Here is a 13,913-nt window from a genome sequence, read left to right as displayed (position 1 = left end):
TCTATGTGAAATCATAGTCTCGAGATTTCTTTGGAGCTGTCGGGCACCCTTCAATAAGATGAAGCAACTGATGGTTCCTTGGCTTTTTGCTATAGAGTCGTCGGTCAGCATTTTTTGAGTGCCACTATGACTCTTGCTACCTCTGACACAGGAAGACCTTTCATCAATCTCTCGAATAGGGCCATTGCCAATCGCTTTTGGGAGAGAATTCAAAACCATTGGGGTCACCAACGTTTGCCGTCAGGGCAACGTTTTCTTGGCAGTGTTGGAATTGAGAGAGAATCTACAGAAGAGATTTTAGACATCGTTGGAGAAAATCTCGGCAGATTAGAGTCTGTAACATCAACTCAACTCCGCCGCTATTTCGGTGAGTATGAGACGAACTGGATAAAACTTTTGACCTTTGCTCTCTCAGAGTATGCTTACTACGATGATGGGAACCACGGTTATTGGCAGGGACTTTGCGCTCGGTTAAATATTCATTATGGCCAAGGAACCACCCATGCTCTACAACAAGTTGTTTGGCAAGGAATTAAGGAGCTAGGTCTCGTCAAATCTAGCAAAGCTAATCGTTACGTATCTAGCCTGTGGCTGCAAAGCGGTATTCCTTGTCAAAATTTAGGACATTTCGCAGACCTAATTCAGGCATTGGATTATGACTGGTGGGATATAGCCCACGCAGACCCTGTTGACTTAGCTCAACTACTTTGCGATATATGCCAGCATAGGTTTCCCAATCGAGGTCGGCTGCTCACGTTTTTGAGAAGCAGCTGCCCTGAAGACAATGAAGAAGAAGCCGACCCCATCTCTGGCACCTTACTACAGGGCTTAGCTGCTGTTGCCCACGAACTTGAGCGGAGAGGCGAATCCCCCAAAATTCTACGGGATGAACTCCAGCGAACTCGAATTCTTCAAAACTATTCGCTGCCTAATACATTTTTCCTTCGCAGCTGGGATAGTCTGATTAACGTTTTAACCCCGCGAAGAAAGAAAATCGTCGGTTCATCTATCATTAGTCAGCGTAGAAAACCATTATCTCTTGTGCTGGATATCACTGACTCTTTTGATATTCAGCTAGTGCTGCCAGAGCAAGAAATTCATCGGAAGGGATGGAAACAATTACAGGCAGAATACTGCACGATCCTTGAGGGAAGCTGGGAAGGGTCAATCGACCTAGGATCTGGGGTTGTTAAAATCCCTGGACTATGGCAGACCCTTACTGAATCTGCTGAGCAATGGGCTTGGCAGTTACGGTCTCACAATGATACGGTCTTGCTCGAATGGCATCATCCTGGCATTCAACCAGAGCAGCTTTGTTTGATTTTTGATGCTGATACGGGGGAATGGCGATCGCCCGAACAACTCCAAATTTCTTCCGAGATCATCCTATTCACACCTAACAATGTAGAAAGAGAATACGGAGGAAATATAGAGCTGATTGACAGTTTTATACCTTGTAGTCTCCAAGGTTGGCGCGGTCATCTTATCCAGCGAACGGGAAATAGTGCAGAGATTACCTTGCGGCGGGGAGCTGTCACCCAAAAAATATATTGGCAAAAAAATAGCTATCTACAGCCAAAACTGCAAGGAATTTACCTAAAAAGTCATTACGTCAGCTTCCTCGGTACACCTACCCTTTGGCATCCTCCAGGGGTTCTTGCTAAAACCCTAAACATACTAATTGAAGATTTACAGCAACGTGAGGCTATTACCCAACCTAATGAACAAATCACTATCGCAGCTAGTACAAGTTGGCAGGAGATAGATTTGCGCCAGTGGATTCAAACCTCCGGAACTTACAATATTCGGTTATGGAGTAGCAATACACAGTGGTCAGAAACTTTTCAGATCCAAGAAGATTGTCAGCTTAGCCACTTACCTTCTGTTCAAGACGTCAATATCCTTGATCGTCGGAAAAATACAATCCAAAAATTTCCAGCTGATTGTCTAGAAAGTCAGGATTTTTGGCTTGAAGAATTAACTATCAAAGGTCTTTGGCCTTTAGAAGAATTAGATTTTGAGATGACCAATGGAGAAGATAAAGTCAGTATCTTAAGAAAGGTCGATGGATTGGGTAACGTGGTAATTAATCTAGCTTCATTCAGGGATGTGCTGGCAGAGGCGGATCGTTACTCTCTTACATGGCTCCGCGAGGGAAAGAGCTACCAGTTATTGTCTTTTAACCTTAATAAGGAACTTTGGTCTCTCGACCAACCTGAAAATTTACCTGCATCGAAATCTTCCTCAGCTCCCATAGATGTTCCACCTGTTAAGGCATCGGTTTACTGGATCGAGATAGGCAGGAGCAAGGCAAAGCAGTTGCAGCAATTGCTGACTTCACAGATTCAGGCAGAGGGATTAGCTAGAGTAGTCTCTATCTCCTATGATAAGGCTCTTTCAGAATTTGTGATTGTCCGGCTTAGTGACCAGAAATATGAGCCAGTTTTTAAGGAAATGTGCTCATCAGTCGAAAAAAGACTCTACCGAAAAATTAATCTTATAAATCGCTAATTACTACTCATGCTAAATAAGCAGATTATCCAGGTTTTAAGCCATCATCGAGCTCCTGGTAGACCTCATCTACCACAGACATTGACACGATTCCAGCTAATGGGACTTCTAAAACATAGTGCGCCACCATCTTTCAGTGAACCTAGCCTAACCCCAGCCAAAATTGATGCTGAGTTGCATAATCTAGAAGCTCAGGGAGAAGTTCTGCTTGGCATTGGTAAACGGGCCTGTATGGCTCGGCCTACTGTTATGGTCGAGAGCCCAGAAAATTTAGTTGGCCTGAAGTTTACGGGTGATCGCGCTTACTTAAGATTGGCCCATCAAATGCTCAATACCGGACAGCCTGTATCTCGAACCCTACTGAGGCCCCAGAAACAAAGCTTTCCTTGGATTCAAGAGCACCTTCTTAAAGCAGGCATCAATTGTCTGACTATCGAGCAATCGATTAGTCAACTTCCTCTGCCAGAGATACCCGCAGCTTGGAGTTTAAGAGGGCAGGAACGTCTTGAGAATCCATTTTTCACTTACCAAGGGTTTGACTCCATTGTTGGCTATCAACCTATCGGTGGCACTCAACGCGATCGCTGGAAACCGATTGTGGGATTCGAGCACTTGGCCAGCATTTCGTCGCTGTACCTGCTACGAACTCCTGAAGGGGAGTTTTTGTGGCTACAAGACGGACAGTTTTTCGAGCTTGCTCCAAACGCTGCTTACTTGGTTATGTTCAAACTCGATCAGCAGGTTAATCAGCCCCTTCAGATTGCTCTAGATGCAAAACCTGGACGTTTGGATTTGCGCGATACCTACTTGCCAAAGGCCTACGCCCAACTGATTTGGCGCTTGTCTAAAGCTGAGTCTGATCACAATCGCATTCGTTTAATTGAGCCTCAAAACCAACCCAGGGTAAAAGCTGCCCTAGAGCGGTTGGGCTGTGTTCTAGTTTAGTCAAAAGGAAGTGAAGTCATGTATCTGAACCCAGTGGATGCGGCGCGGCAACCCCGCGAGGATCTAATTCGCTACCTGCTGACCGCTTACCCCTTACGCGATCCCCATCTTCGTCTTGGGTTTAGGAAACTGCTGGAAGCACCTGGCAATATCTATCAGCAGCCTTACCTTGAAGGGGCACAGCCTTACAGGTCTACCTGTTCCATCCAGAACCTGGTAGACGATGGGTTACTGCATCCCGAACTGATCAAACTTTTTAACCCTACTCGCTCCCTCTATCAGCACCAGGAGCACGCCATTGAGAAGGTAGTAGGAAAACAGCAAAACATTGTTGTCGCTACCGGCACAGGTTCCGGAAAAACAGAGTGTTTTCTGATTCCTATGTTGGATTGCCTGCTAAAAGAACATGCCCCAGGGGTGCAGGCTCTCATTTTGTACCCCATGAATGCACTGGTTAACGACCAGGTGAAACGCCTGCGGCAGCTGCTTTCTCAACAAAGCGATGATCAGGAACTGATTCGATTTGGGTTCTACACCAGCCGCACACAAACTGAGCCAGCCCAGGCATTGTCTGCCCTGAAGGAAGAGTTGCAGGCCACTGAGAAGGAAGAACTGCTGAAACTACTGCCAGAGAACCAACGAGAGGCGATGAAGCGCCGTCGTGTAGACGACCTGATTACAGCTGTAGTGGAACGAGTTCAGCGTGTTCAAGCTATCTCCCGCAGGGAAATTTGGGAAAACCCGCCCCAGATTCTTGTGACCAACTATTCCATGTTGGAGCACATGCTGATTCGCCCGGTGGAGCGCGAGCAAATTTTTGAGCGATCGCCCAATTTCAAAATGCTGGTGGTTGACGAAGCTCACACCTATAGCGGATCCACGGGTACTGAAGTTTCTATGCTGCTCAAACGATTCAAAGCCGCTATAGGATTGAAGGCAAAGGGGCAAATTCGCTGCATCGCTACCAGTGCCACCTTAGGCGATCGCAATGACGCAGCAGCCTTTGACCACATCACGGACTTTGCCGAAGAACTATTTGGCGAGCCTTTTGAGCAAGTGATTTGGGGAGACCGGGTGACCGTTGCAGAACGGCTAGGAGATGCCTACATCTTGCCAGAAGGGCTCGCCGAAGAAGATCTGTACGAACTCCTATGCGATCTGGAGTTACCGGCCCTTGAGGATTCCCTAGAAACCTGGAAAGACTGTCTGAGCTACTTGGTGCCCTACGATGTCTTGCAACAGGCTGAGCAGGACGCTGAAGGTGATGCCCATCAGTTCCTTTGGTTTGCCCTGAAAGGTCATCCAGTAGTCCACCGCTTAGTTAATTTACTCAGCCAGGGACCAAAGCCCTGGAACTGGCTAGCCCGATCCCCCCACCTTTGGTTGATTCCCACTCATTTGGATGGCAGTCTAGATACCCAAGAAGAAACTAGGGTAGAACAGGCTCTGGCCCACCTTGTGCAATTGGGTACTCTGGCCCGTTTGGATCCAGAGGATTTACCGCTCTTGCCGGTGAGACTTCACCTGCTGTTTCGCAGTGTAGAAGGGTTGCACGCTTGTATTAATCCCGATTGTCTTGGTGCGGTAATCGATGAACGGTTTAGGGATCGCCCTCGCCGCTATGGCAAGTTGTTTCTCAGCAGCAAGACTGAGTGTGATGCGTGCCATGCCCCCGTGCTGGAACTCTCCAGTTGTCGTAAATGCGGGCAAGGTTATGCGTTGGCCTTTCACGGTCACCAAAAAGAACTGCTGCCAGTTCCCCGTGCGTTAGAGGCAGCTGAAAATAGCGATCGCATTTATGTTTTAACCTCAGGAGCCCTAGACAGCATCACTGATGACGAGGGTGACGAAGTCGCAGAAGACGGCGAGAATTCTGAAAATGCTCTGATCGGAACCTTTTCAATTCAGGGTAATCACACTGATGGGTGGCTTGGTAGTGCTAAAAATAGTACTCCAGAGGCATCGCCCCCGCCTGAAAACGCATATAGACTGCACTGGCACATACCACCCAAAGCTAAGAATTTAGAAGGCGGTTACTTAACTAAATGCCCAGCTTGTAGTGCGGGGCGATCGCAAATGTCTGCGATTGGACGGTTTGTTTCTTATACTGATGCTCCGCTGGAGGTAATGCTCGACAGTCTATTTGAGCTGTTGCCAGAACCTGGAGAAGCTAATGGCACCTTCAGTCAGCGCAAGATCTTAACCTTCTCAGATGGTCGGCAGGATGCCTCGTTTTTTGCCTCAGACTTTCAACGGACTCACACTGAAGCCCTTTATCGGCAGATGGTTTGGCGGGCTTTTGACGAAGTTCAGCAAGATGGCAGTGCCTCAGTCACTCAAGTTCAGGAAGAAATTATTCATCGTTTCTTAGAGGTCTCGATTCCCCATCCTGACCGTGAATCAGAATTTCACCATCGTAGCTATGTTGTGAGAGATCCTATTGACGAGGTAACTCATGACCGAAAAAATCCAAAAAACTGTAAAGAGCAGGCACGAAAAAGAGCTAAGGAGCTAATGCTACGTGAGTTTGGTTTACCTTCAGCGAAGCGCTTCTCTATAGAAGCTCTAGGATTACTGGCCTGCTATATCGACTGGGACGATGATCCAACCCTAGTGGCGGATACTGCACAAAAATTTGAAATAGACGAGGCTGAAGCCAAAATTTTCTTAACTGGCTTGACCAACATCCTTCGGTTGTTAGGAGCCACTGACATGGAAGGGGCATCTCGTTACTTTCCTGAGACGGGAGGGGTTGAAGGTGGGCAGCCAGCTCGACTGAGTACCCAGGGACGTTCAAAGCGGTATATCAAACTCAGAAGGGATCCAAATGATTCGTCTGATGCCCTTGGATTTCTCTGGCGGAAAACTAAGCAGGGGCAGCCAACCAAGGTTCAAAATCAAATTGTTTCGTTCTACTTCAATTTTTTCAAAGGCAACTTTCCCGCTGAGGAAAACTTGCTGTGGTTGTTTGATGAGCTAAAACACCAAGGCTATCTCAAGGGTTTTGGAGATGGTCGGCAGCTGAATTGGGAACTGTTTTCTTTGCACCAGACCCAGACAGACTGGTATAAGTGCGATTCCTGCCAACAGATCTTTCATGTACCAGGCCTGACTGAGGTTCGACAATTTTCTAATCTAGCGTTAGATCACTGCCTGGCGTCCCGCTGTGGTGGGCAGCTACAACCTTGGGGCACCACCTCAACGGAGGCGTCAACCTTTGAGGAACATCACTACCGCCACATCATTCAAAACCGAGAGATTATTCCCCTCCGCGCCCAGGAGCACACTGCCCAACTGGGCACTGGGGAACTAGCCCATCGGGAAAGCCGCTTTCGCCAAGGCAAAATCAATCTACTAAGTTGTTCAACCACGCTCGAAATGGGGGTTGACATTGGAGAATTGCAGGCCGTGGCAATGCGTAACTTCCCACCCCATGTGAGCAATTACCAACAACGGGCTGGGCGGGCAGGTCGTCGTACCGATGGGGTGGCCATTAGTCTCATGTATGGTCAGCGCCGCCCCCACGATCGCTATTATTTTGACCAACCCGCTGAGTTGATTAATGGCCGTAATCAGGTGCCTCGGCTAGATACGGGTAATTTTCAAATTCAGCAGCGCCATCTGCGAGCAGAACTTTTGGCTAAGTTTCTAAGATCTGAATGCCAAACGGGGGCCGAGCATGTCAAAATCAGTGCCTTCTTAGATCTACCTGATGAAGAAAGCGACAATGCCTTTCAACCCATTACTGCGCTATCAAGCAGTGCTCTGACTGTTCAGTTCCAGGAGTGGTTGAGCAGCCAACCTGCTAGGCAGCTTTTGGCCGCATGGTTACATCTGTTGGATAGCCCGCAAACGGTTGAAGGGACTTTGGATGATTTCCGTAGGGAGCTTGATGACTTTCAAGTGGAGCAGCTCAAAGACTGGAATGGGCTGGCGGAACTGCTCACTACCCTTAAAACCGATATTCTTGGAGAAACCAAATCTAAAGTGCGTCGGGCATTAGAGGTGAAGCGCGATCGCATCGAAGATGAACTTCGCAAAATTCAAAAGCGACAACTGCATGAAGAATTGGCCAAAGCCAGCATTCTGCCCATTTATGGCTTTCCTATCGATGTCGTTCAACTGCTGACTCAAGACAGCCGGGGACAATCTTATTCTACCCAAGGAAAACATCGCCTCCAACGGGATCGGCGCATGGCCCTGGCAGAATACGCCCCTGGCCAAGACATTGTGGTAGATGACCGGGTACACACCAGCGTTGGCATTCTGCGGCCCGATAATCTGGATAGTCGGTATTACTGGGTTTGCCCTCACTGCAACTTCTTTGAGTCTCAGGCGCAAGAGTTTCAGCATGACGACTGCCCTACCTGCCAGGAGCCCGTCAAAGGCATGGAACAGAGCAGCCGATTTTACAAAGTACCCAAGTCGTTTACGACCGATTGGAGCGTGACCCCAAGGGTTACCCCCTACCTTAAGCCCCTACGACAACCAACGTCCCAAGTCTTTCTGGCCCAGGCAGGGGAACAGAACGACATTGATCCCCACCACCTGTACGAGTTACAACTGAGCCGTGGGGGGCAATTCTTTCTGGCAAACCAAGGGGGTTGGGGCTTTAAAAACTTAGGATTTGCCCTTTGTGAGCGTTGTGGTAGGGATTTGAGTGACGGCTTGCCCAAAACCCACGTTAATCGTCGTAAGGGAGAACGGGAGCACACTCATCCCGTCACCGGCAAAATCTGCACGGGCTGGTACCAGCGAGTTCACCTAGGGCATGAGTTCTCCAGTGACCTACTCAAGATCCGATTTACTCGCAGAACCAATCCGCCTCCCTTGTTTGAAGAGGTGATTCACCTTAATACCGGAGACAGGATCCAGTCAGACATCGATGAATCCGTCGTCACATCCCCATCAGGTGGTACAGGGTTCTGGCGATCGCTCACCTACGCCCTGTTAGCGGCAGCCGCCCAGGTCATCGATGTACCCAGGGCAGAGTTGGACGGACTATTCAGACCGCCGGATAATGAGGGCTCGGGCGTGGCTGAAATCGTTATCTACGACAACGTACCAGGGGGAGCTGGCTATAGCCAGAGAATTGCTGCTCAGTTTGAAGAGATTCTTCAACGGGCCTATCAGCTAGTGGAATCTTGCGGATGCAGCAGCAGCTGCTATGACTGCCTTCGCACCTATATTAATCAGGCTTTTCACCACGAGTTGGCTCGTCGCCCAGTTGCTGAGTTTTTACGTTTCTTAGTAGAACAGATCAACCCTGACCCTGATCTTCAAGCCTTTGCCCCAGATGCGAATCGAATGCCTTTAACGGCTATAGCCGAGCGTCTACTCGGCTACTGTGACAACGCCCGTGCTGAAACCATCCTTTACTTACCAGAGATCACGCCCCCGTTTAATCTGGCATTGCTGACCAAATTGGTGCGATCGCTCGCTAAGCAAAACACCCAGCTCAATCTGATCGTGAGCCAGTTACCGGAACAGGGCCTAGGCAGCAAGCCAGGAAAACTATTGCCTGACGAAATTCAGGTTTTACGCAAGCGGCTATCCCAGTGGATCGATCAAGGATTGGTGGTGATCAGACAAATTCAATCTGACATGCAGCCCACACTCTGTGTCAGTAGCCAGTCTTCAAACCGCGTAGCCCTCCAGATGCGTCTAGCTGATACTGGAGAACCCATCGAATGGTTCCAAACCCGTAGCCAACGAGGGGTAGATTCTGTTAAACAGAGTCTGAATATATTGGGGTGCCAGGCATCTCAGATATCTGCCAAGGACCTCGATGATCCTCAAACTGAAGTTATTTTTCCCGAACCTAATTGGGGGCAAATGGATTTAGAAACTCTTCAAAAATGCTTAGGATTTAAGGCAATCCTAGCCAAGGACACGATAACTTCTGTGAAATACAGCGATCGCTATCTGAACGAATTAGGAGCAAAAGTACTAGCTCAGTTTCTGAGAATGGGAGCAACATCTAATTTTTCAGTACAGGTGCATATCCAGGAGTCCTACGATGAAAACAAATATAGGGATGGGCAACGTCGTTCTGAAGTAGAATCCACACTAAGACAGCATCTGGATAGTTGCCAACTCAAAATGCGGCCATATTCCCGACGCCATTCTCCACCATTTCCCCACAGACGAGAGCTTGAGATTTCCTATCAGTCTGGAACAACATGCAAAGTCCTATTTGACAAAGGTATGGATTTCCTCCAGTTGGTAACATCAGACCTGTATGAAATAACGGATGAGACTTATTTGGTCATAACTTATTCTCAGCCTACATAATTAGTCCCGTTCATGGATTCGCTTACCCTGTCTTCTGAAACTCTTTCATTTTCTCAAATGAAAGATGACATTGACTACAGTAGTCACATTCCCAAAGGGTTGGAACTTTAAACTTGGCTTCGCAGTTCGGACATTTAGTGAGGAGCTTGAAACTGTGGCGATCGCATCGCCACACCGACTTGGCCTGCCACTCAATCCGGTGGCAGGGGTTCTCCCCATAGCAGGCCCCACACAGCCGAATCGGCTTATACTGCATCCCCTCCCCCTGAGGCGGCAGCATCCCCCATAGCCGCTCAGCCGAAAGCCCCAGCACCTTCCCTAACGCCTCAAACTGCGTCTGGGTCGGGTAAGGGTTCAAATGAAACTTCTCCCAACGGGCTACCACTGCCCCAATACCAGCCATCGTCCCTAGCCCACCTGGAGTCAGATGGTTTTGCTGCCTGAACCGCCCCAAGTAATGGCTCAGGCTCTCCCCCTCATAGGGTTCCACCTCGAACAACCAGGGCTGAATACCTGTATCAACCATTACTTGTACTCATCGGCTACCTCTTCCAGTACCGCTTTTGTGATCTTTTTCAGCCCCTTGCTCAGAGCGCGAATCGCTGCCTCCCGCAACACCTCATCCATCCGGCCAATGTACCCCGCCGTAGCTCTTATTAGAATTGTCTGCATCGGCTTGCTAGTCAGGTTAGAAGCCACTGGCAATGCTAAAACGTTTTGCTCCCACTTCTTGACTGCTTTGACGAAATCGTCGTCAGACAGCTTGCCAAAACGGTAGCAGGCTCGGAAGCGGTTATACACCTGCTCATCCCGCATGATCACTGTATCCAGCCGATCAGTGCCCACCAGCACCACCGAAATCGCCAGCTTGTCGTAGAAGTCCCTAACATCAGCAAAGGTCTCTGGCTTAAGGCGATCAGCTTCGTCAATGATGATCATCTCCACCTCACAGCCCTTCAGCACCTCAAACGCCCGCCCCCGGAAATCTGAGACTGTCCCCTTAGCCACCCGGTACTTGAGAAATTCGATTATCTCTTTAAATAGCTCCCTTGACCCGCACTTTTGCGGCGGCTGAATGTAGACAACAGGGACAATCGGCTTTTTACCGGTTTCCTGTGTGGGTTTGTTCCGGTAAAAATACGCCTCACAGGCACTCGACTTACCCGTTCTGGATTCTCCAACAATACGGCACGACTGCCGAGCTTTTCGCTTTCCGTCCAGCCAATCATGGAGATTGGTGACGTGATCCAGAGGCAAAACCTTTTTCTTCTGTAAGCGAGTTACTTCAGCCTGCAAGGAGGCCTCATCAGGCTTAGATTCACCTAGAGCCTCAGCCCACGCCTTTGCCTGTACCATGCTCACCATGCTCCGCGAATATCGTCAAAATCAATCGGCTCAAAGGCATCTAAGGCCAGATCAACCTCATCCGTAGGCTCCTCCTGTTCTAAATCCACTTCAATTAGTTTTGACTCAGAAACTCTTGCAGGTTTTGCTAGCGCCTGCTCTTCCTTATGTCGTTGCTTCCGGCTTTTCTTCGCAACCAGAGCATCTCGCTCCACCGTTTCCTGCAAAATTGACTCATTGCTGATCGTCTTACCCTTGGCCCGCAAGCGTTTGCTACTAGCCTTGGCCTCTTCGTAGGAAAGCTGTTCAGCCTCCAACCCTTGAGCGTAGGCGCGGGTTAGAAAAACTTCCCCTGTCCCCTCCTTGCGATAAACCCGCACCATGGTGATGTCGTTAGGGTCAAACCTAATGGAAACCACCTCCCCGCCATACCCGGCTAGGTTTTCTCCCCGATAAATCAAATTCTCAAATTGCAGGTGACCACCCCGCTGCACCGTGCGACGACCTTCTTTCATCAGGCACACGTCTAGGTGCTTTTCTTCGAGCAGCTCTGGCACCTTCGGTAGCCCTGCTTCCCAGCGCTGAAAGCGGGTCTGGTCACCCATGCGGGCATCGAGGGTTTGATTGTATTGGTCACAAATAAACCGCACAATCAGGTGTTCTAGGTCTCTCAGGGTGAGGCTGGCCTCTTTCTCGGCATCTTTGGGCCGCTGCTGAACATTCGACCCGGTGTATCCTGGTAAGGTTGAAAACAACTGATCATTCAACGTGCGAAAAGGCCGCTCCACGACACCACCTTCCGAGGGGCGATCGCGCAAATGACAGGCAAACCCTAAATCTGCCCCAATGCGTTGGAGATGATTAGAGCGAAAGTCTTTACCGCCATCAGTATAGAAATGGTCGGGCTTGCCAAACGTGCCCCAGTCACAGTTGAGCTTGTACTCGGGCCCGTGTCGTTTCGGCAAAATAGCGTGTCGCATAGCCAGGGCTACCACCTGAGAGCTAGGCGCATCAAACCCCAGGTTGATGCCCATAATGCAGCGTGAGTAGGTGTCGATAACAGTTGTCAGCCAAGGTCGCCCCAGCACCTCTCCGTACTGGTCAACCAGCATTACATCGGCGCGGGTATGATCGCACTGCCACACATGGTTACTGTATTCGATCGAGAGATCTTGCCCCTCGCGAGTCGTGACCGATAGCGTCGATCCCCTCCACCCTGGGCTACGAATGCTCTTAGCTTTTTCCTTCCGCTCAATAATGGGCTGCAGTACCCTTAGCACGGTCTTGTAGCTAGGAGGCTTTTTATCCCCTATTTCACGCGCCTTGACCTGCACTCTGACGGCAACTTGCTTGGGCTTCATGCGCTTACTGCCCTTGTTGCCTGCCTCGTAAGTCTTAATGATGAAGTCTTGCCAGAACTCTGAGATTCGGTGCTTACCCTGGTCAGCTCTACCAGAGGTCATCAGAGCTGAAACCCCTTCAACCTCCCACCGCTTAACTAACCGCTGCACCGTTCTGACAGTGCAGCTTAATTTGTCAGCCGCTTCTCGCAGCTTTTCTCCGTAGGTGGCGCGATCGCATGGCTCTAGCAACGACTGAATCACCTCCAGCTTGCGTTGGGCCTCTTCGTCTAACTGTTCAACAATCGTGATGCCTTCCGATTGATCAGGGTCTCTCTGAGCAGAAAGCACTTCTTCTATCGGCTGCTCCAAATCCCTTTGGGATATATCCAACACCATTGAGCTAGCCCTCTAATCCAAAAAGCCAACTAACCCTCATCCACTTCAATCGTTGCGACAAGTAGAATAAGTAGTTCATGCGTATTGTACGCTGTTTAGGCAGAAAGCGACACTCATTCCGTCACTCGTCTAATTTGGGCTTTGATTCAGGCTGAAGACATTAATTTGACCCAATGATAAATAGTGAGCCACTGTACACCTGAAAAGCTTACGTTCCAAGGCATTTAGCGATTGCTCATTAGGTGTGATCGCACCCAAGAATGGGTATGTGCTTAACGAATTTAAACGGAACAATCAGGGTTTTAGCACTTCGATGGGTACAGAATGGGTACCCAAAATGGCTAGAACTCCTAAAGGTGAAGTTTCAATTGAGGACATAGACTGCTGGATTCGCCTGAGGTGGCGGCACCAGGGGCAGCGCAAGACGATGAGCCTGGGCCTACGCCATGACCCGGTGAATCTGGCGGTAGCGCAGCAGCGAGCTAATCAGATTCCTCTGGACATCGTTTTCGGCGATTGTGACCCAAAGTTGTCCAGGTACAAGGGTGATCGCAGCCAGCAGCTCTAGGCGAGCGAGGCGGTTGGCCTCTTCAAGCGGTATATCGAGTGGAAGGCTAAACAGATGCAGACTCGTACTCTTGAAAAGTACCGAGGCCTGGTGACTTGGTTGAAATAGTATTTTGGCGATCGCGCTGTTGAAAAAGATGAGGCCCCGGAATTTATTGCCTACCTCATGGAGAACTTGGCACCCAGAACAGCTAAAGAGCGACTGGATCTTTTGGATTCAGCATGGCTCTGGGGGTATTGAGAAGGGGCTGCTAACAGATAACCCCTGGGCAGATATGCGACTCAGAAATCCGCCTCAGCAAAAGCGTAAGGCTTTTACCAAGGATGAAATGCAGGGCATTCTGAAGGGCTTTGCAGAGAATTATTACTACTGCCACTACACCGACTGTGTGCGCTTCAAGTTGTCGACCGGATGCCGCTGGCTCCTGAACCCCAAGCAATGGGTAGTTATGATTGGGAATGCCAGAATAACCATAGTATCTTTGGGAATGCCAGAATAACCACAGTATCTTT

Annotated in this window: 8 protein-coding genes; 5 read left to right on the top strand and 3 right to left on the bottom strand. The window is 49.3% G+C overall.

Features of this window, described 5'->3' with window-relative positions; genetic code table 11:
• Positions 1-126: 126 nt before the first annotated feature.
• The 3 genes from NC979_RS24440 (at position 127) to NC979_RS24430 (ending at position 9,750) form a co-directional block, all read left to right on the top strand.
• The gene (locus tag NC979_RS24440; RefSeq protein ID WP_190517875.1) at positions 127-2,511 is read left to right on the top strand and encodes a hypothetical protein; all 2,385 of its coding nucleotides are present in this window, start codon (positions 127-129) and stop codon (positions 2,509-2,511) included.
• 81 nt (positions 2,512-2,592) lie between these two features.
• Positions 2,593-3,456 (top strand): hypothetical protein, encoded by an 864-nt coding sequence (locus NC979_RS24435; protein WP_190517873.1) that lies wholly within the window; start codon positions 2,593-2,595, stop codon positions 3,454-3,456.
• An 18-nt stretch (positions 3,457-3,474) separates the two neighbouring features.
• Entirely contained in the window at positions 3,475-9,750 is a 6,276-nt protein-coding gene (locus NC979_RS24430) for a DEAD/DEAH box helicase (RefSeq protein WP_190517870.1), read from the top strand.
• A gap of 22 nt (positions 9,751-9,772) precedes the next feature.
• On the opposite strand, the gene NC979_RS24425 is transcribed toward NC979_RS24430, so the two are convergent.
• Genes NC979_RS24425 through NC979_RS24415 form a run of 3 tightly spaced genes read right to left on the bottom strand, consistent with a single transcriptional unit; the run spans position 9,773 to position 12,833 of the window.
• Positions 9,773-10,276, bottom strand: a complete 504-nt coding sequence (locus NC979_RS24425; RefSeq protein WP_190517868.1) for a TniQ family protein — start codon at positions 10,274-10,276, stop codon at positions 9,773-9,775.
• Positions 10,276-11,106, bottom strand: coding sequence for a TniB family NTP-binding protein (locus tag NC979_RS24420; protein ID WP_190517865.1), 831 nt, complete (start codon positions 11,104-11,106; stop codon positions 10,276-10,278). The genes NC979_RS24425 and NC979_RS24420 overlap by 1 nt, the downstream gene beginning before the upstream one ends.
• Positions 11,107-11,108: 2 nt before the next feature.
• Positions 11,109-12,833, bottom strand: a complete 1,725-nt coding sequence (locus NC979_RS24415; protein ID WP_199308784.1) for a Mu transposase C-terminal domain-containing protein — start codon at positions 12,831-12,833, stop codon at positions 11,109-11,111.
• Between the two features lie 337 nt (positions 12,834-13,170).
• Here NC979_RS24415 and NC979_RS24410 point away from each other — a divergent pair, with 337 nt between their 5' ends.
• Both NC979_RS24410 and NC979_RS24405 read left to right on the top strand, forming a co-directional pair.
• Positions 13,171-13,401, top strand: a complete 231-nt coding sequence (locus tag NC979_RS24410; protein WP_190517863.1) for a hypothetical protein — start codon at positions 13,171-13,173, stop codon at positions 13,399-13,401.
• 112 nt (positions 13,402-13,513) lie between these two features.
• Complete coding sequence (locus NC979_RS24405) at positions 13,514-13,900, top strand: hypothetical protein (protein WP_190517861.1); 387 nt, start codon at positions 13,514-13,516, stop codon at positions 13,898-13,900.
• Positions 13,901-13,913 lie beyond the last annotated feature (13 nt).

It is taken from the genome of Leptolyngbya subtilissima AS-A7 (assembly GCF_039962255.1).
GTDB lineage: Bacteria > Cyanobacteriota > Cyanobacteriia > Phormidesmidales > Phormidesmidaceae > Nodosilinea.
Note: the sequence above shows the minus strand (reverse complement) of the source record. Positions and strands in the feature narration are given on the sequence as shown.